Genomic DNA, 19761 nt, shown 5'->3' on the forward strand with positions numbered 1-19761 from the left:
CATCTCCTTTTTTCTTATCTGCTCTGATGTCATCTTAAAGAATGAAGATGAACAGAATATGAACAACATGTTACGAATGAAAAAAAGAGATAACATGTTGTTATCTCTTTTTTTCGTTTATTTTTTATGAAGGAAGTATGACTTCAAAGCGTGTTCCCTCTCCTACAGCACTTTGTACCATGACACTTCCTTTATGTAGTTGGACAATCTTGTATACGATCGATAACCCTAAGCCACTACCACTACCCTCACGCTTACGTGATTTATCACCTTTATAATAACGTTCAAAAATATATGGCAAGTCTTCTTCTGTAATTCCCTGTCCTGTATCCTCTATCACTACATGTACCATGTCTTGTTCATCTTCCCATATCGAAACAGATATCATTCCCCCTGCTTCTGTGAACTTCATGCTGTTATACAGAAGATTCATCCACACTTGATAAATGAATTGCTTATTCCCTTTTATCCACACTGGGGATAACTCTAGCTCAAGCGCCAACTCTTTCTCTCGCCAATACCATTCCGTTGCTCTTATTACTTGCTTCATCTGCTCAGATACATTAAACGTATCGATGTCGATAACATTATGCTCTTTATCTAAATAAGAAAGCACCAACAACTGTTTACTCATCACAGATAAACGTCTACTTTCCTCTTCAATGATAGATAAATAATGTTCTCTCTCTTCATTCGATAAATTTTCCGTTCGTAATGCTTGAGAGAATCCTTGAATAGACGTAAGCGGCGACTGGATTTCATGCGATACGTTTGAAATAAATTCTTGTCGCATCTCCTCAATCTGCTTCAAACTTTCCGTCATCCTTGTGAAAGATGTTGCTAACGTACCAAGTTCATCCTTCCGTTCTACATCTAATTGAATACTATATTCTCCCTCCGCAATCTTCTTCGTCGCAGCTGTTAAATTCCGTATCGGTCGTACAATATACGTTGTCCCAATGAAAATAAAAAGAATTGTTATTGCCACACTACATATTAACAACTGTGCAAAGAAAATTCGCATCTCACCAAACTGTAATACAATATCTGGACGTATAAATAGCGCATACTTCTTGTCCTCGTATTGGAATGGTACTCCCACTGTATTTTGCAGTTCGTTATCAAAAAAACCTGTAATAAATAGCTTCTTCGGGTACTGTGCAATACCATGATATTCTTCACCATTTAATACAGCATTTACAACGCCACTCTCTAACGACTCGTTCTTAAATGCATTTCCATAGAATACCGCACTTCCAGAATCATCTTCTACATATAATTGATAACCAATGTTAGCAACCGTATGGAAGTAATCATTCATCTGTAACTCTGGTGTAGATTCCAACAATGCCACTGTTTCATTGGCAATCCCCATCATTTTTTTATCATTATAAGACTTCAAATTCACTTGATAATATACATTTGCAATGACAAATGCTAATAGACTACTTACTACAATAATAAGCGTAACTATCACAACAAAGCGTACATATAGCGTCTTCACACTTTTCTCACCTCAAGTTTGTAGCCCATTCCCCGAACTGTCACAATCGAGAAGTCATCTGTTCGTTTCGAAAAACGTTCTCGTAATCGTTTAATATGTACATCCACCGTTCGCACATCCCCTTCAAAGTCTGCTCCCCAAATAAGTTCAATTAGTTCCTCACGAGTAAAGATACGCCCAGGATAGCTTGCTAACTGTGCTAGTAGTGTAAATTCCTTTAGTGGCAACATAATTGTATGGTCATGGCATTTCACTTCATAGCTTTTTCGATCAATAACCGTATGATGTAGAACAATTTGTTCTGAACTAATCATTTTATATCGTCGAAGCAATGCCTTTACACGAAATAATACTTCCTTCGGTTCAAACGGCTTCACTAAATAATCATCCGTTCCCGCGACAAATCCCCGTTCTTTATCAATGATTTGATCTTTCGCTGATAAGATAATAACAGGAATATCGTAGTACTTTCGGATTTCTTCGCACAACTCATACCCATCTTTATATGGCATCATAATATCAACAAGTGCCAAGTGTATTCGCTCTTTCTCTAAAATGGCCGATGCAACATCACCATTTTCTGCTTCAAACAGTACATAACCTTCTTGTTGTAAATAATGACGCAGTAACTTTCGAATATGTATATCATCATCCGCAATTAATAGATGTATCATCTTATCTCCCCCAAAGCATATATACTTCTTCCATAATAGAAGCCTCGTATCTCGCTTCCATTATACGTCTAGTTTTCTCTTTTATAAACAAATGGTGTATGCTTCTTTAGCTATCCTAACGTTTATAAAAAACTACTCGTTCCTTTTATACATCAGCTACTTGGCTACAGACATGTGCACAGAATCTCGAACATAGAAATAAAAAGAATAATGCATATAGTTTCTTCTTTAAGCGTTAGTGCTAGCTCAAAATTAACTAACGGGAGCACAACAAGCCCTTATTACAGTGATGCTTCTTTTAATGCTACAACTGGTAATTTTACTGTTCCTGCGACCGGATGATATGACCATTAACTACTCCACAACCGCAGCAATTAGCATTGCCCTTGGTCCTGGTATCGACCCATCATTCGTTATCCGTCCAAACTTCCCCCAACTACAACAAACTTAATAACTGGCAAACGTGAACGTAGCGTTGTTTCTCACTCTATGAGCAATACTTGGCTCTGGAATAGTAACAATCAGCGAGGATCTTAACTTAAGAGCTGCTTATGTGATGGGAATTTTCTATATAGCAGATGGTTTGACCGTGAATCTGGATTTAGGTGGAGCCACTCCTACTGGTATATATTGATCTGTCCATCATCTCACTTATATTTAATTTAGTTCTCTTTAAAAAATATACCACTTTATTCCATTATATAAAGTACAAAGTCCCTATTTAATACCTATATTAAGCTATAAAAAATCATCATATTTCGAAAATGTTCCTTTTGACTAAAACCTTTTTACTCTTCACATCATTTACTAAATATAAAGCACATATTACGATATGTGTTTTATTAACGAAAGGAGCGAAATGAATTGACTATTTTTAAATTAAATGACTCCTTATTCCCACTACCATTCTTCTCTATCCCAGGACCTCCAGGGCCTCCGGGACCAATCGGACCTCCAGGACCTCCGGGACCCCCAGGAACTGGATCTGCTGGACCTCCAGGACCTCCAGGACCTACCGGAGAAACCGGTGCTGCTGGATCTACTGGGCCTATCGGTTCTACTGGCGCTACTGGCGACACTGGACCTACTGGCGCTACCGGCGACACTGGTGCTACCGGTGACACTGGACCTACTGGCGCTACCGGCGCTACTGGTGCTACCGGCGACACTGGACCTACTGGTGCTACCGGCGCTACCGGCGACACTGGCGACACTGGACCTACCGGCGCTACCGGCGACACTGGACCTACCGGCGCTACCGGTGACACTGGACCTACCGGCGCTACCGGTGACACTGGGCCTACTGGCGACACTGGTGCTACTGGTGCTACCGGCGCTACCGGCGACACTGGCGACACTGGACCTACCGGACCTTCAGGAGGACCTCCAGGACCTACTGGTGCTACTGGCGACACTGGACCTACTGGTGCTACCGGCGCTACTGGCGACACTGGTGCTACTGGCGCTACCGGCGCTACTGGCGACACTGGTGCTACTGGTGCTACTGGCGCTACTGGCGCTACCGGCGCTACCGGCGCTACTGGCGACACTGGTGCTACTGGCGCTACCGGCGCTACCGGCGCTACCGGCGACACTGGACCTACTGGTGCTACCGGCGCTACTGGCGACACTGGTGCTACTGGCGCTACCGGCGACACTGGACCTACTGGCGCTACTGGTGACACTGGACCTACTGGCGCTACCGGCGACACTGGACCTACTGGTGCTACTGGTGACACTGGTGCTACTGGTGACACTGGACCTACTGGCGCTACCGGCGACACTGGTGCTACTGGCGCTACCGGCGCTACTGGTGCTACCGGTGACACTGGACCTACTGGCGCTACCGGCGACACTGGTGTAACTGGAACATCTCTCACAGCTACACATGCATTTGCTAACGCCTCTAGTACCGTTGTTGCTGTTGTTCTAGGAGGAACCGCTATCCCACTTCCTCTTAACCAAGTACTATCAGGTATCACAGTTAACGGAGCAAACACGATATTTACAATCACTCAAACTGGAACATACTATATCGAATACTCCATTAATACAACAGCATCATTACTAGTGAGCTCTCGCATTGCTTTAAATGGTGCCCTTCTACCAGCCTCTGACATTAATGCTATTCTCGGTTTAAGTAGCTTTAACAATGCTGTTATTGCTACCCTAACTGCCGGAGATACCATTGAATTACAACTATTCGGATTATTAGGAGCTGCTACACTACTTGCTGGTGCAGGAGCTACACTTGATATCATTCGCTTGAGCTAAGAAGCACGTAGTATAAACAACCTGAACCCAACGTTTTAGATACACTTAACATGTTGGGTTCAGGCTTTTTATGAATAAGATCATTACTTATCTCTATAATCTTCAACAAAAAAAGCATGAACTCATCTTCTCAGACAAGTTCATGCTTCTATACATTCTATTTTACATACCTTTTCACCATAACTGTTTGAGCAATAACAAATATTCCTCCAACACACCAATATAGCGCTAAAGCCGATGGTGCATGAAAACACATAAATCCGATCATGATAGGTGAAATGTAACTCATTAATGTCATTTGTTTCCGTTGTGCTTCTTCCATATCTATCAAACTAACTTTTACCTGAATATAGTAAATCACCACTGTTATCACAAGAAGGGTAAGATCCACCGCTCCTAAGTTAAACCAAAGAAACGATGCATTTGCTATTTCTGGTGTTTGTCTAATCGCATAATAAAGAGCTGTTAAAATCGGCATTTGTGCTAACAACGGTAAGCACCCCGCCACCATATTCATCGGGTTATAGTCATGCTTCTTATATACGTCACTAAGTTCACGCTGCATCTTCGCTTGACTTTCCATACTCTTAGCTGCTTTATACTTTTGTTGAATCGCATCCATCTCTGGTTTCATAACTGCCATTTTCTCTTTCATTATCTTCCCGTTTTTTGCTTGTTTAATCGCAAATGGGAGAAGTAACAAACGAATAATAATCGTAATTCCAACAATCCCAAGCCCGTAATTATCATGAAATACATAAGCAATTTGCTTCATCAAAAATTCGATTGGATAAACAAAATATGCATCAAAAAAACCTGTCGATGAAGAGTCAATGGAAGTTGTTGTACAGCCTCCAAGCATAAGTAAAGCTACTATTAAAATACTATATTTTCTAAACGTGGTGAATAAGTTGTTTTTAAACACGTTCTTCCTCCTCTTATTTTAACAATCTGGTTAAAATAAGAAGATGTATCGGCTTCTTTATCATCACGTTCATCTATTCGCTTGAAGATGAGCGTAATCCATTCCATGACAGATTCATGCTTGGAACGTGGTATTTCTATACACGCTCTATTAATCTTCATGTTTGTATGCTTATTTACATAGAATTGCGCCTGCAATACCCAATTTCGTTGTTGTAAACGAAACATGTAGCTCATTCCAATAACAACAAGAAGCAAACTTAGATACATATAGAACATCGAAGAACTAATTAACATATCATTCAACAAATCGAAAAACACACTTATTCACCTCCTTACAAGTAAATTTATCTTATTGTTATTATACCAATAAACATCTATATAACCAACCGGTTATAACCATGAAGTAACCTTATTTCTTTTTAATACAAATCCAAATTTCACTTTTTTGATCTTGACTAGCTAGAATTTCAGGACCTTCTGCCAGCTCATAAGAAGATGATGGTAACCACTCTGAATATATTCGTTGCCATTGTTCTTCTACTTGTGTCCACTCTCCATCTACTTCAAAAATAGCCCACAACAAGGAAGGGACTTCTAACGAAGAATATGCACCTAACACTTCTTTTGTCATGACCGCTCCTATATATTGATTGAATGTTGCTCTTCCTTTCTCATCTTCCTCGTAATTAACAGATGCATGAACAATACCATAAGGTTCTTTATCCGATAAGGATGCTAATTCTTTCATTGTTTTATCACTAATAGCCGTTAGCATCTCTTCATAGGCTGGTGTAAGAATTTCATCCACCATTTCCACTTCATACTTAACTCCCACTATGTTAAATGCTTCTTTTTCAACAATACGATACTTCATTTCGACTCCTCCTTGAATAGTTAATTGAAAGGCCATTCTTGGATATGCTTTCAAGCTTTGCTCTGGATTCCTTGCTAAAGAAGGTGTAGCTCCATGAAAACCTTGAAAAGCTCTTGAAAAAGCATCTGGAGAATGGTATCCATATTTAATTGCTATATCAATCACTCTCGCAGAAGTATCCTTCAGTTCCAAAGCTGCAACTGTTAGACGACGCCTACGAATGTACTCTGATATCGTAATACCCGACAATAGAGAAAACAATCGTTTGAAATGATACTCTGAACAAAATGCTCTTTTCGCTACTTCCTTCAAGTCAATCTTGCCATCTAAATTCTCTTCAATATAATGTAAGGCTTCATTCATTCCTTTTAGCATATACATTATTCCACCGCCCTTTCACTTCTAACATAACAAGGAAAAACACATTATACCCGACTTTTCATGCTCATTCTAGTCGGCTTCATTTATATTCTGCATAAGAAAAAGCCACAACCTTACATTTCAGAAGCTAGAACGTTATAAAATTGTTATTCCAATGAAGTTCTCCTAAAAACTTACAAAGAAAGATGACTTATTCCCTAAATAGTATGACTATGCTTTTTTCACAAGTTCATATTCCTTGTTGAACGTTCAAGAATACCCGTCTAAAACTGAATTGGAACAATATATTCACTACTACAATAACGACCAAATTAAAAGGCATGAGTCTTATACAACACAGAACTCACACCTCCCAAACTACCTAAAAATATATATTTAACACCATTCTGATTTGAAGACAGGTATGCAATCAATTTGATATGAAAACTTCACTTAAAAATACAAAACTAAAATCTATTTGTTAGTAGAAAACGCCTGACTAATTACTTTTGTAGCTTGTGCGATGAGCTCATTATTAAAGCTTGCATTCGCTTCCTTGCGACTTGACATAACCGCAATAATAATTGGCTCTCGATTTGGTGGCCACACAATTGCGATATCATTTCGCGTTCCATATCCACCAGCTCCAGTCTTATCTCCAACCACCCAATCTTTTGGTACACCAGCTCGAATAAGAGCATCACCTGTCGTATTCCCTTTTAACCAGTTTGTGAAAATTTCTTGCTTATCAGCAGAAAGGTAATCACCAGTTCCAAATACCTCAAGGGTAGTTGCAAGTGCTTTAGGAGTACTTGTATCGCGTAAATCTCCAGGAGTCGCTTCATTTAAATCTGGTTCAATACGATTAGCCATTGTAGTCGTATCACCAATTTCTCGTAACGCTTTTTCAAATCCACGTGGTCCACCCAATTCTTCAAACAAAAGATTTCCAGCCGTATTATCACTATACTGTATCGCTGCTTCTGCTATCTTCCCTAAACTCATCCCTTTGTTCACAAATTTTTCTGTAACTGGAGAATAGGTAACAATATCTTCATCAGTGAATATCCTTACTTCCTCAAGCGCTGATAGTGGCTTTTGCTTTAATAAAACAGCTCCAGCTAACGCTTTAAATGTAGAGGTGTACGCAAATCGTTCATCCTCACGAAATTCCACAGTTTCTTTTGTCCCTGTATCAATAGCATAGACCCCAAGCTTTGCATCATATTCCTTCTCAAGTTGTTCAAATTTCTCCACTATGTTTTCTTTTGTCATGCTACTTTCTGACGATTGGTTAGCCTCTGCTTCTACTTGTTGAACAATCTGTTTTGGCCCATCTGAGCACCCTACAAGCATAAACATCAAGCCTACCGGTGCTACCATTTGATAAAACCTTCTTTTTTTCATGATATAAAACCTCCTAATTAGTAGATTAGACTCTTATGTACAAAGTGAAAAAGTATCCTTTTTCAAGGAAGTTAACTGGATTACTTTTGTAGTCCAACTACATCTGTAGTATAGTATTACATATGTAGTCAAGTTGAGTCAACTCTTTATTTTTTATCATCAAGCTACTGTATGCTATCTACTTTTCTAAAATTTAAGAGAGTTGAGGTTGATAGATATGTTTTTAACTTATTTTATAATTGGCTTATTGGTATCCTCCTTTTCTATTGCTGTTATTCTACTTATACGAAAATGGTTCGGAAGACAACTAACAGCCAAATGGCACTATCATTTGTGGATGTTTCTTTTTATCACTTTAGCGATTCCATTCCTACCTACTCATCTATATAATTTTTATTCTCTTTTTAGTGGTGGCGGTACATATCAGGCTAATGCATTTAGTTCTGATATAGAAACAAACAAAAATAATGTGATACAAAGTCTACATGCGATACAAGACTTTTCTGTATCTGTCAATCGGTTAGACCTATCTTTACTTAATATAGGAGTCATGGGGTTATGGATAGCTGGTTCACTATTTTTTACTTTTACTACAATTCGTGGATGGATGAAGCTTAGAGCGATAAAGAAGTATTCTCGTGCGCTTTCTAATCAAGAAGTTCTGGCAGTTTTCGAAGAATGTAAGGAAAAGCTACAAATTAAAAAATCGATACAAATTGTCACTTCCAACAGAGTCCAATCTCCAATGATATTCGGACTTTTTCAACCATATATCGTCTTGCCTTCGCAGCATGAACACTGGCTCAGCTTAAAACATTACGAGTATATTTTTCTTCATGAACTGAGTCACTATAAAAATAAGGATTTGCTGACAAATTACGTAATATTGTTCTATCAAATCGTTTATTGGTTTAATCCTCTTGTCTGGTTTGCTTTTAGAGAAATGAGATTAGATAGAGAAATCGCATGTGACACATCTGTTTTACATTTACTAGATGATCATTCTGTTAATGAATATGGGCATACACTCATTAATTTTGTAGACCTTTCAAAACAATCAAGGCTACCATTAGTAACACAAATAAATGGTTCCAAAGGTCAAATCAAAAAACGAATTGAACAAATTTCTACCTATCAACCTGGGGTAAAGAAATCACGAAGACAAAGCGTCTTTATTTATGGATTAGCCAGTATCATTTTAACAATGCAATTACCTGTCATTTCCGCATTTTCAACGGAGAACGATCCATATTATTTTCATCATGAAGGAACAATCTATGAGGATTTACATCCATTCTTTAAAGGCTATGAGGGAAGCTTTGTTCTATATAATTCGGATGCAAACCAATATAGTATGTATAACGAAGAGAGAAGTACGTTACGCGTATCACCTGATTCCACATACAAAATCTATAGCGCCTTATTTGCACTAGAATCAAATGTAATATCACCCGAAGAATCCACTCTTTCATGGAATGGTACGGAGCAACCTTATGACGCTTGGAATATGGATCAAGATGTCTCATCTGCGTTAAAAAAATCAGTAAATTGGTATTTCCAAGAACTAGATCGTAGGACAGGACTTGAAACAATACAATCTCATCTGCGAGACCTAACCTATGGAAACACAGATATGTCTGGAGGATTAAGTGAATTCTGGCACGAATCCTCATTGAAGATTTCTCCAATCGAGCAAGTGCAACTATTGCAATCCTTTTATAACAATCAATTAGAATATAAGGAAAGTCATATCCAAGCTGTTAAAGAAGCATTGCTCTTAGAAAAAAAGGGAGAAACTCACCTATCAGGAAAAACAGGTACAGGTACAGTGAATGGAAAAAACCTAAATGGTTGGTTTATCGGGTATGTAGAGACAGAAGACAATACTTATTTCTTTGCTACCAATATACAAAATGAAGACGATGCCTCTGGAAGTAAGGCTGCGGAAATTACTTTATCAATTTTAAAAGATTTAGGAATCTATTAAAGACAATGGAGGAGATAACGATGGAGAAAAACATTCCTAATATATCAGAATCAGAATGGGAAATTATGAACGTCCTTTGGGACAAGTCTCCTCAAACAGCAAATGACATCATACTTACCTTACAGGAAAGTACGGATTGGAAGCCGAAAACGATACGTACTCTTCTGGATCGATTAGTTCAAAAAGATGTAGTAGGAGTTAATAAAGATCTAAGGGTTTACACCTTCTATCCTCTCTATACACAAGAAGAATGCCAACGCGCAGAGGCTAAATCATTTATTAAGCGTATCTACGGAGGAACCCTAAAATCAATGCTTACCCAATTCATCCAAGAAGATAACCTATCTGATGATGATATTAATGAACTACGATTTATGTTAGATAAGAAACCTAAAAAATAAGATTAAAAAAGGCGATTTGAATTTTCTCAAATCGCCTTTTTTCGGTTAAAATAGAAGAGATATCTTTCTCATATAAAGGTTAATACAGAAAAGCTGGGAAATAACGAGTAAATCAAAGAGTTAAAAACTTGTTGGATTAACGATGTATAAAATTCTACATAGTAGAGAAAAAACAGAAAAAAGCCAAACCCCTATGTATCAACGGTTTGCCCTTTTTGCTAACTTCCGAGAATGCTTTATTATGTTATTTATTAAAGAATAACCTATTCATTAGTAGACAATTCTTAAAAAATATAAATTATAGTTGCGATAAATAATACTATAATAAAAATTCCAAAATAGAGATTTATTTTCATTTTATTTAAGTATTTTGTGCTTAATAAAATACTTAATCCTAATCCAATTATTATTGAAAAATTTTGAGCTAACTCTGTATCGAATAACTTTATAGATGATAATGCTATTAAACACATGACGAAAAAAAGTATTATGTTACTTAAATACAAAACATATCACTCCTTCCATTCACTTTTAATTATTATAACATCTTTATTTACTGAATATTAAGAAATTAAAGTGTGGAAAATTTTAAAAAGGTATCTGCTATTGCGTCATCATCTATGATTTGTTTATGGGGAGCGTCAGGGTTATGCTTATTTACCAATGATAGCGAGAGAAACCTAGTTATATCTAAGATTCTGAATAGAGTATGTCTCATTATTTTCTATCCAAAATGTAGTAGTCACAACAGATACTGTCTCCCCTTCTACATCACCCAGTAGATATAAGAAAGCCCCTTCTTTCACTACTTGTATAGACCCATCTGATGCAAATCTTATATGGTCTACTACTTCTCTTAGCCCTTGATATCACTCACTATTTAAATCTTGGAATGTAGCAATACAATATTTTGGATGAAAAGTAATTGTTCCATGGGCTCCCTCACTGTCCTTCATACTATAATTAACGCCATCCCAAGAACTTTCTGGATACTGAGCTATACCAATTGCATAGGCAATAGATCTTAGAATACACTCCATTGGTTTCTATAGATTTTTTCCCAATAGATGAAGTTATGATATTGTGCTAAAGTTAAAATACAACCATTTCTTCTATAAATAACGAAAAGAGCCGTCTGGATAGATGGCTCTTTCATGTTATATAGTATTCAAAGCGTTAAGAAAACGTGTAATAACAACAATTCCTGCGCTGGAATAACTAGTCGCTGCTATAGTAAAAAGCCCCATCCATCTAATCTGGACAGAGCTTTTATTACTAATCTACTTTTAATTATTTAAATTATCAATTGCATACTGTGCTTCTTCTTTTGTGAATTTTTCACCGTGTTTAGAAGTCAGTTGATCTTTTATCGCTTTTGGTGACATGCTCATTGTTTCTTGATACGTTTTTGCTTTTTCCAAGGCATTTTTATTAAAATCTGCTTTCATATTGTCAATTGCATACTGTGCTTCTTCTTTTGTGAATTTTTCACCGTTTTCAGAAATAAGTTGGTCATAAATCCCTTGTTTTGACATGTACATCGTTTCTGAATACGTTTCAGCCTTCTTCAAAGCATTTGCTTTCCAATCAAATTCAAGGTTATCCATTGCATATTTAGCAGCCTCAGCAGAAAATTTCTCACCATTTTCTGAAGTTAACTGTTTAGAAATAGCTACTTTAGACATGCTCATTGCTTTTGCATAGGATTCAGCTTTTTTCAAAGCAGACTTATGTTCTCCAGGAACGTTATCCTCTTTTTTAGGCTCTTCCTTCTTCGTACTATCGTCCTTAGCTTCTGTAGCAGCTGGTTTAGCTTCGTCTTTCTTGTCGTCTCCAGAACCACCACTTGCGGCCGCGCCGATGATAATGATTGCGATTAACCAAACCCACCACTTTTTATAAAACGGCTTTTTCATGTGCTTCAATCTCCCTTCAAATCTCTTATGAAATCATACTTGTATTATAACAAATATATAGGTATAATTACATATTTTCCAAACGAATGAAAATTTTCACGAATTATACATTTTTTGTTCACATAACGTTAAATATTTGTATATAAAGTGTGCGTACTGGAATGTTAAGATGCAGGGTACCACCCATTATAATAGTGGCTAGTACATGAGAAGAAGTCATTTGTAGAGAAGCGGCTTTTTCTTTTTGAAAAATACTCATCTGAATGAGTACTTTTTAACAATATAGATCCACTGTTACCTAACCTTAATTACATCATAACTTCCTATATGAGAATGAACGAAACCTACTTTGTCTAACACAATTGTATTAGATTGTGAGCGATAACCAAGCCAGAAAAATTAAGAATTATCATGGGCAATTGCATTTAAAAAAGTTGCTACCTATAAAATGCAGGTAGCAACTTCAACTAGGGCAGCTATTATGATCTATGTAAGCTGCAGTATGTATATACTTTGATTTCCTATTAGTTTTTTGCATACTCATTTTTTGAGCCGTTTCTTTTTTAACTAATAAACAGCAATTGGGCCATAAGGACCATCGATAATTTCTATTTTTGTTTCAAAAATATCTGTCAAAATTTCTGAGTCCATAACCTCTTCTACCGTTCCAAAGGCAGCAATTTGCCCATCTTTCATCGCACAAATTTTATCAGAATATTTAGCCGCAAAATTTATATCATGCATAACAGTCACAATTGTTCTTCCAAATTCATTAGCTGCACGTCTCAAATGCTCCATCATTTGAACAGAACGAGCAACATCAAGGTTGTTCAGGGGCTCGTCCAAAAGGACATACTCAGTCTCTTGGCACAATACCATCGCTACATATGCCCTTTGTCTTTGACCACCAGAAAGCTCATCTAAATATCTATTCTCTAAATCAGTTAAGTGTAAGAAATCGATATATTTCGAGATAATACTCTCATCCTCTTTCGTCAATCTTCCCTTTGAATAAGGAAAGCGTCCAAATCCAACTAGTTGTCTAATCGTAAGCCTCGTTACAAAATGATTTTCTTGTCGCAATATCGTCAAAATTTTTGCTAAGTCTTTTGATTTAGATGCAGAAACATCCATATTTGCTACTTGAATTTGACCTTCATCCAAATCTAAGAGTCTTCCAATCATCAAAAGTGTCGTGGACTTTCCAGCGCCATTCGGTCCAATTAAAGAAGTAAAACCTGCTTTTGGTATTTCAATATCCAAAGGTCCTATTTTCACCTTATCAGTATAGAACTTTTTAACATTAGCAATTTTTATCATAAAGCCCTCTTCCTTAAAATTATAATTAAGAATATTACTCCACCAAATAATTCAATAATAACTGAAACGACACCTTGAGCATTGAATACATGATACATTAAAAAGTATGCACTCGTTAATATCAAAAACCCTATAGCAAGAGCCATCGGGAAAATATATCGATGATCATAAGTTGATGCCGCCTGATAGCTCAAAGTTGCTACTAAAAAGCCGTAGAACGTAAGTGGTCCAATTAAAGCTGTTGAAATGGACATCAAAATAGCAACTAATATAAGCGTATAAATGACACTAGGTTGATATTTAACTCCAACAGAAGTAGAAACATCCTTTCCTAGTGACAATAGATTTAAATTCTTAGAATGAGCAAACAGTAATAATGCTACAAGTATGACCATAGGAATTACAACAGGAAAATATGCAGAATCTGCATTATTAACAGAACCAAATAACCTTGCTTGTAAAAGATCAAATTCCGAAGGCGCAAGTAGTTTTCTCATGAAAGTGGACACAGAATTTAGCCCAGTACCAATAATAATTCCAACTAAAAGCATAAGTTGGAAATTCCCGTATTTACCAGAAAGTAACCATCCATAAAGGATCAAACTCATTAAAATCATAAGAAAAACTTGAAATAAAAATGGTCCGATTCCACTAAAACTTACCAATGCACTAGCACCAAAGAAGAATATTGTGCTCGTCTGAATGGTTGAATAAAGTGATTCAAAACCTAAAAGCGAAGGAGTTATAATCCTATTATTCGTAATAGATTGGAAAGCAACAGTCGACAAGCTATGGCAAACTGCGGCAATAAGCATTGAAACAACAGCTACTATCCTTCTTTCAACAACTGGGATAAAAGAAGGGGAATCTATCGGAACTGGATTGTTATAAACTAAAAGTCCGTAGGTAGAAAGGACACCTAAAGCAATGAATGTTAGTAGTAAAATCCAATAACGTCTTTCTTCCTTCTTCGAACGAAAAGCCCTAGCTGACCTATTTCTATGATGAAGGCTAGAATCGATTTCGACATTTTCTTTATTTCTATATGCTAATGTGGTCATCACAGCCTCCTTGTTTTTCTTTGTTTTAATAAAATAGTAATAAATACGACCGCTCCTATTGTTCCAAGTATTAAAGAGACAGGTACTTCAAAAGGCATGATAATTGTTCGAGAAATGATGTCACAAGCAGTTATTGTCCCCATTCCTATCACACATACCCACGGTAAATTACTCCTAAGATCATCCCCTCTAAACATGGAAACAATGTTCGGAACAATTAATCCTAAGAAAGGTAAGTTTCCAATAACAGCTGCAACAATCCCAACTGCAACAGAAATAAGGGCGGTCCCAAAAAGAACAATCCTATTATAATTAACACCAAGGCTTGTTGCGACATCTTCCCCTAGTCCAGCTAAAGTCAATCTATTAGCATAAATGAAAATAAGCACAGTAATGATAACAATTAGCCATAAATATTCATATCTTCCCACCTGAACGGCAGCAAATGAACCTACAAACCACGTTTCAATACTTTGCGACATTTGAAAAAGGAGTCCCGTAAAAGTGGACACGGCAGAAATAACTGCTCCAAGCATCAATCCAATAATTGGGACAATTAAAGACGAACGAAGTTTCACTCTTCGTAAAAAGAAAAAGAAAATCATCGTTCCTATAAAAGAAAAAATGATTGCACCAGTCATTCTTTGAACCAAAGTCGGGGCAGGGACTAATATATACACAAGAAGTAGCCCTAAACCTGACCATTCAATCGTCCCTGTTGTAGTAGGTTCGACAAAACGATTCTGTGTAATCAGTTGCATGACGAGTCCTGCCATTGCCATTGCAGCTCCAGTAAGCATTAATGCAACGGTTCTCGGAACACGAGTGATGAAGAACATCTCCATTCCGTCCTCTTGTCCGCGTATATCATAAACGCCAGTAAACAGTGATAGAACGCCTAAACTAATAACAACTAAAAGCGCTATTATAAAAGGTTTTGTCCATATTTTATTGTGGGTATAAAACTGGGGTTGAGAAAAATTCTCAACCCTAGAAATGATATTTTTTGGCACTATTGTGTACTCCTTTACACTACTTAGTTAAAGTTTTTGCAAGATTTCCAAATAACTCTATATAAGTTTGAATTGATTCATTTGTGTAAGTATCCGCTGGTGCATAAACAATTTGATTTTTAGAAACAGCAGTTGTCTTTTGAAGAGCAGGTGAGTTAGCAATAACATCCTTAGCAGGAGGTGACGTAGCTGCGTCAGATGTTGCTGCATCACGATCTAGTACGAAAAGCCAATCAGGGTTTTTTTGTGCAATAGCTTCAACAGAAACTTCATCACCTTTATGACCTGCAGTAGAATCGGCAACTTCTAATGCTGGAACCCAACCGAAGATTTCATACATTGGTCCCCAAACACGTCCAGACTTAGGAGCTGCGAAACCAATATCTCCACCAGTAACGATAACACTCATAATTGTATCTTTTCCATTATAAGCAGATTTTGTATCTGCAATCGCTTTATCAAAATCAGCTACCATTTTTTTCGCTTCATCATTTTTATCAAAAATTTTGCCTAAAGCAATTGTAGAATTTTTAAGTCCATCTACTAAGTTTTTCCCAGGCGTAGCAGATTCTTTCGAAACATCAAAATTAAGATCAATAACAGTTGCTTTTGGCACTAATTTTTTGATTTCTTCGTAACGGTCACCAAATCGTTGACCGATGATTACAAGTTCAGGGTTTGCCGCTGCTAGAATTTCAAGATTTGGTTCGCGGTGGTTTCCAATATTTTTAACTGAATCATCCTTTGCATATACTGAATCAGCAGGCATGATATCTTTTGGAGCAGCCGCTAATTTAATGTCCCAATCAGCTAACGTTTCAAACGTTCTACTATCCAAAGCAACGACATTCTTTGGATTTACAGGAACAGAAACAGTTCCATGAGCATCATTGATTTCAACCGTCTTTGGCTTCTCACTATCGTTAGTCTTTGACGCTTGAGTTTCCTTACTTGAATCTGTACAAGCTCCTAACATTAAAGCCGAAACTGCTAGAAGACCTGCTAACTTTAAAGACAGAGATTTTTTCATACCTATACCCCTTATAATGTGATTTATTTCGAAAATGATGAAGTCCATAGATTGAATTAGATGGTAACTGCTAGTCATCTAAATCGATATTGATAATCATTTTCAATTACATGTCCTGTGGACTAGTATAGTCTTTAATTATGTGAAAATCTTGTGAATGATGTAAGTTAATAAATAAAATTGCTTTTTCACATCAAGCATAACTTGGATAGAAAAGTAATATGTGCAGCCAGGTGTATTGATTAGCCTTTACAGATTCTGTCTCTTTACTATCTTCCAGAAACTATTTGATTATCAGATTTAATAGAACAAAAAACGAGTAAAACTGGATGAAACAGTTTTACTCGTTTTTTCTATATATGCTCAAGATTGATTATTATCTTACTTTTACTATTCAATCATTGAATAGCCTCTGCCATGTATTGTTTGAATATATCTGTCTTTCTTCTCACACTTTATCTTTTTTCTTAAATATCCAATATATAAATCTACTACATTTGGATTTACTACTACGTCATATCCCCAAACCTGGTTCAAAAGCATTTCACGGCTCAATATTGTATTTTTATTCTTAATTAAAAATACAAGTAAATCGTACTCACGCTTAGTAAGTGAGAGATTTTCACCACCTTTTGTCACCACATTGCGAGATGTATCAACAAAGAAATCTTTAAACTGAAAAAAGCTTGTCTCATTTTGTTGGATAGCCTTACTTCTTCTTAAAATAGCTTTTATCCTTGCTACTAATTCTTCTTTCACAAATGGTTTTCTTATATAATCATCTGCTCCTGCTTGTAATCCTGCTATGCAATCTTTGCTAGAAATATTATCAGTCACAATAATTATCGGTGTCATTTTAAAAAATCGTATTTGTCTGCAAATTTCTGGTCCAGATATACTTAATGAATCCCAATCCAATATGATAATATCCCAATCTTTCTCATGTATTATGTTTAAACCTTGGTTTTCATTATGAAGTGTTAAAATGAAATAGCCTTCTTGCTTTAGACCGCTTATGATTTTCTTTGCTAAAGACCGTTCATTCTTAATTACCAACACCTGCTTCATAGATGATTCACCTCTATTTCAATATAACTTAGTTAGATAAAAAATTTATCACAAAAAAAGAATTTAAGATTTATAAATCGGAAACCCCTAAAAAACCCATTATAACAGCTTATTAAGAGAACTCTGTATAATTTTATAATAAATGTGAGTAAAAACACAAAATATATGGAAGGTTAAATAAATCCTATTTAATCATTAAGGGCTCATCGGCAAAACGCGGAAATTATACGCTAATGAGTATTTTGAGGATTTAAGCCCTATTTTCTCTACACTAAGGCATTTTTATAATCAAATTTCAAATGCCGATTATTTCATCATCGCAAATGTTTTTCATATGGTTCTTAAAGTAGGAAAATATTAAAAGTCTTATCGATTTATGTCTAATATATAATTTTTGCGAAATAATGACGGTACCTCTCTTTGAGGTTGAATCAAAGTTTTCAACAGGGATGTGTGAACCTGATTATCTTTACCGTATTTTTATTGAAGTGTAGCGATCACGTTATTCTAACAGCACCATGCAAGAGAAAATAAGGAGATACGGAGCGTACTATTATTCAAAGCAGTCCGAGTCATTAGAATGGCAAACATCGAAAACAATGTTTGCCATTGTGTTACGAGGTTAGTAACGCTTGCGCTCGTATCATACGAATGCCTGCATCCATACCCAATATAAAAACCCCTTCGTATGTGTAACGGAGGGGGAGATTTAAATCTTGATAACGTCCGCTAATCTTTAATTATCAGTCCCATTAAGGTTGCAAACTGAGTAGCTTGATGGGGCGATACTTTACATCCTTTTAAATCATTCATTGAAACCGTAAGTGAATCGAAATTAGAAGAACTAATATCAACCCCATTCAGTGATGTTTGCTCAAAACTTGCTTCGTCAAGACTACATATCATAAACTCGACTTTTTTTAGGTTACAGTCAAAGAAATCTGCACTATTTAATGAAGTTCCCTTAAATATAATTTTTTCTAGTTTAGATTGCTCAAATACTGCTAGATTCAATATTGAAGTCTCAAATTTAATATTCCCTAATCTAGATTCAATAATATTAACTCCAATTAATTTGCTATTTTTAAATTCAACTCTGTGAATAGACGAATTGCTAAAATTAACATTTGATAAGTCACAGTTCTCAAAACAAACATCAGTGATATCAATATTGCTAAAGTTTGTATTAGTAAACTTACAGTTCTTTATTACAGTATTATATAGTCTTACTTTATCTATAGATTCATTTTCAAAAGTGGAATTGACGACTTCACACATTTCTAATGTTAAATCTTCGTCATAAAAAATATCGGTAAAATTCCTTGAAGTTAGCTCTGTTGAAATTTTTGGCTTATCAATTTTCATAGTATATCCTTCTTTCATTTTAATTGTTTTACTAGCGAAAAAACATATCTGTAACTTTAAGATCATTCCAGGTGTATTGCTAGAATTCTGAAAAAACACCGTTAAGAGTTTATAAAATCACATTGCATTAACAGCCATTCGGCACTGACTTTATTGTTAAAACAATCATGAGCTGTTTTCCTCCTAGAAAACAGGGATAAAAAGGCGCAAAAAACCACAGGTAATCTACCTGTGGCATCTTATTCTAAAGTTTGTTAACGATAGCTAACATTCAGAAATTATTCACGTAAGGCACATCTTCTTGGAAACTGTTCATATGTTGTAGTAGTGTTAAAAATAGACAGACTTATCCCGTTGAAAGATTTTTTGCCATTAAATAAAACTGTTTTCGCATCTACTACAGACCAATTTGGAGCAGTTCCAAACATATAATTTCACCTCCTAAAATGTATTTCCTTCACTATACATAAATAATTTAGAAAATTAAAGGCTAGATTTTCAAGCATACTTGTGTCTCTGAGAAGGGTACCGCAAAGTAAAAATAAAACACAGAAATACTTTGCTTGTCTTTCAACATCAT

General features: G+C 36.2%; 17 protein-coding genes and 1 pseudogene. 4 read left to right on the forward strand and 14 right to left on the reverse strand.

Going from position 1 to position 19761, the window contains the following annotated elements; genetic code table 11:
• Window positions 1–124: 124 nt before the first annotated feature.
• Both IEV41_RS16595 and IEV41_RS16600 read right to left on the reverse strand, forming a co-directional pair.
• Window positions 125–1504, reverse strand: a complete 1380-nt coding sequence (locus tag IEV41_RS16595) for a sensor histidine kinase (RefSeq protein WP_188389624.1) — start codon at window positions 1502–1504, stop codon at window positions 125–127.
• On the reverse strand, window positions 1501–2178 hold the full coding sequence (locus IEV41_RS16600; RefSeq protein ID WP_188389625.1) for a response regulator transcription factor: 678 nt from the start codon (window positions 2176–2178) through the stop codon (window positions 1501–1503). Before IEV41_RS16600 ends, IEV41_RS16595 begins: the two co-directional genes overlap by 4 nt.
• Before the next feature lie 301 nt (window positions 2179–2479).
• On the opposite strand from IEV41_RS16600, the gene IEV41_RS16605 reads away from it, so the two are divergent.
• Together IEV41_RS16605 and IEV41_RS20415 are read left to right on the forward strand one after the other, a co-directional pair.
• Window positions 2480–2629, forward strand: coding sequence for a hypothetical protein (locus IEV41_RS16605; protein ID WP_188389626.1), 150 nt, complete (start codon window positions 2480–2482; stop codon window positions 2627–2629).
• 662 nt (window positions 2630–3291) lie between these two features.
• A pseudogene (locus tag IEV41_RS20415) lies at window positions 3292–4452 on the forward strand (BclA C-terminal domain-containing protein); the annotation flags it as partial.
• A gap of 157 nt (window positions 4453–4609) precedes the next feature.
• Here IEV41_RS20415 and yidC read toward each other — a convergent pair.
• The 4 genes from yidC to bla form a co-directional block, all read right to left on the reverse strand.
• Window positions 4610–5377 (reverse strand): membrane protein insertase YidC, encoded by a 768-nt coding sequence (gene yidC, locus IEV41_RS16615; protein ID WP_229722276.1) that lies wholly within the window; start codon window positions 5375–5377, stop codon window positions 4610–4612.
• Window positions 5329–5697 (reverse strand): hypothetical protein, encoded by a 369-nt coding sequence (locus tag IEV41_RS16620; protein WP_188389628.1) that lies wholly within the window; start codon window positions 5695–5697, stop codon window positions 5329–5331. Before IEV41_RS16620 ends, yidC begins: the two co-directional genes overlap by 49 nt.
• Before the next feature lie 91 nt (window positions 5698–5788).
• Entirely contained in the window at window positions 5789–6634 is an 846-nt protein-coding gene (locus tag IEV41_RS16625; RefSeq protein ID WP_188389629.1) for an AraC family transcriptional regulator, read from the reverse strand.
• A gap of 453 nt (window positions 6635–7087) precedes the next feature.
• Complete coding sequence (bla, locus tag IEV41_RS16630; RefSeq protein ID WP_188389630.1) at window positions 7088–8020, reverse strand: class A beta-lactamase; 933 nt, start codon at window positions 8018–8020, stop codon at window positions 7088–7090.
• 217 nt (window positions 8021–8237) lie between these two features.
• Here bla and IEV41_RS16635 point away from each other — a divergent pair, with 217 nt between their 5' ends.
• Window positions 8238–10007 (forward strand): BlaR1 family beta-lactam sensor/signal transducer, encoded by a 1770-nt coding sequence (locus IEV41_RS16635; RefSeq protein ID WP_188389729.1) that lies wholly within the window; start codon window positions 8238–8240, stop codon window positions 10005–10007.
• A gap of 20 nt (window positions 10008–10027) precedes the next feature.
• Window positions 10028–10408, forward strand: coding sequence for a penicillinase repressor BlaI (gene blaI / locus IEV41_RS16640; RefSeq protein WP_188389631.1), 381 nt, complete (start codon window positions 10028–10030; stop codon window positions 10406–10408).
• Window positions 10409–11694: 1286 nt separating this feature from the next.
• Here the strand turns inward: blaI and IEV41_RS16645 are convergent.
• The 8 genes from IEV41_RS16645 to IEV41_RS16680 form a co-directional block, all read right to left on the reverse strand.
• Window positions 11695–12324, reverse strand: coding sequence for an Ltp family lipoprotein (locus tag IEV41_RS16645; RefSeq protein ID WP_188389632.1), 630 nt, complete (start codon window positions 12322–12324; stop codon window positions 11695–11697).
• A 567-nt stretch (window positions 12325–12891) separates the two neighbouring features.
• Window positions 12892–13644, reverse strand: coding sequence for a petrobactin ABC transporter ATP-binding protein FatE (fatE, locus tag IEV41_RS16650; RefSeq protein ID WP_188389633.1), 753 nt, complete (start codon window positions 13642–13644; stop codon window positions 12892–12894).
• Window positions 13641–14705 carry an iron chelate uptake ABC transporter family permease subunit gene (locus IEV41_RS16655; RefSeq protein ID WP_188389634.1) on the reverse strand — a complete coding sequence of 355 codons (1065 nt, stop codon included), beginning with the start codon at window positions 14703–14705 and terminating at the stop codon, window positions 13641–13643. The genes fatE and IEV41_RS16655 overlap by 4 nt, the downstream gene beginning before the upstream one ends.
• Window positions 14705–15718: an ABC transporter permease gene (locus IEV41_RS16660; RefSeq protein WP_188389635.1), complete on the reverse strand. Its 1014-nt coding sequence runs from the start codon at window positions 15716–15718 to the stop codon at window positions 14705–14707. Before IEV41_RS16660 ends, IEV41_RS16655 begins: the two co-directional genes overlap by 1 nt.
• A 19-nt stretch (window positions 15719–15737) precedes the next feature.
• Window positions 15738–16748, reverse strand: a complete 1011-nt coding sequence (locus IEV41_RS16665) for a siderophore ABC transporter substrate-binding protein (protein WP_188389636.1) — start codon at window positions 16746–16748, stop codon at window positions 15738–15740.
• 390 nt (window positions 16749–17138) lie between these two features.
• The gene (locus tag IEV41_RS16670) at window positions 17139–17816 is read right to left on the reverse strand and encodes a response regulator transcription factor (RefSeq protein WP_188389637.1); all 678 of its coding nucleotides are present in this window, start codon (window positions 17814–17816) and stop codon (window positions 17139–17141) included.
• A gap of 729 nt (window positions 17817–18545) precedes the next feature.
• A complete protein-coding gene (locus IEV41_RS16675) occupies window positions 18546–19181 on the reverse strand; it encodes a pentapeptide repeat-containing protein (protein ID WP_188389638.1) in 636 nt (211 codons plus the stop codon).
• Window positions 19182–19459: 278 nt separating this feature from the next.
• On the reverse strand, window positions 19460–19609 hold the full coding sequence (locus IEV41_RS16680; RefSeq protein WP_188389639.1) for a hypothetical protein: 150 nt from the start codon (window positions 19607–19609) through the stop codon (window positions 19460–19462).
• Window positions 19610–19761 lie beyond the last annotated feature (152 nt).

Origin of the sequence: Priestia taiwanensis (assembly GCF_014638355.1) — a bacterium.
Classification (GTDB): Bacteria; Bacillota; Bacilli; order Bacillales; family Bacillaceae_G; genus Priestia_D; species Priestia_D taiwanensis.

Coding starts and splice junctions, on each gene's coding strand:
- blaI (WP_188389631.1), top strand. CDS start 10,028: ATGGAGAAAAACATTCCTAATATATCAGAATCAGAATGGGAAATTATG.
- IEV41_RS16625 (WP_188389629.1), bottom strand. CDS start 6,634: ATGTATATGCTAAAAGGAATGAATGAAGCCTTACATTATATTGAAGAG.
- fatE (WP_188389633.1), bottom strand. CDS start 13,644: ATGATAAAAATTGCTAATGTTAAAAAGTTCTATACTGATAAGGTGAAA.
- IEV41_RS16635 (WP_188389729.1), top strand. CDS start 8,238: ATGTTTTTAACTTATTTTATAATTGGCTTATTGGTATCCTCCTTTTCT.
- IEV41_RS16680 (WP_188389639.1), bottom strand. CDS start 19,609: ATGTTTGGAACTGCTCCAAATTGGTCTGTAGTAGATGCGAAAACAGTT.
- IEV41_RS16665 (WP_188389636.1), bottom strand. CDS start 16,748: ATGAAAAAATCTCTGTCTTTAAAGTTAGCAGGTCTTCTAGCAGTTTCG.
- IEV41_RS16670 (WP_188389637.1), bottom strand. CDS start 17,816: ATGAAGCAGGTGTTGGTAATTAAGAATGAACGGTCTTTAGCAAAGAAA.
- IEV41_RS16675 (WP_188389638.1), bottom strand. CDS start 19,181: ATGAAAATTGATAAGCCAAAAATTTCAACAGAGCTAACTTCAAGGAAT.
- IEV41_RS16655 (WP_188389634.1), bottom strand. CDS start 14,705: ATGACCACATTAGCATATAGAAATAAAGAAAATGTCGAAATCGATTCT.
- IEV41_RS16605 (WP_188389626.1), top strand. CDS start 2,480: ATGCTACAACTGGTAATTTTACTGTTCCTGCGACCGGATGATATGACC.
- IEV41_RS16600 (WP_188389625.1), bottom strand. CDS start 2,178: ATGATACATCTATTAATTGCGGATGATGATATACATATTCGAAAGTTA.
- bla (WP_188389630.1), bottom strand. CDS start 8,020: ATGAAAAAAAGAAGGTTTTATCAAATGGTAGCACCGGTAGGCTTGATG.
- IEV41_RS16645 (WP_188389632.1), bottom strand. CDS start 12,324: ATGAAAAAGCCGTTTTATAAAAAGTGGTGGGTTTGGTTAATCGCAATC.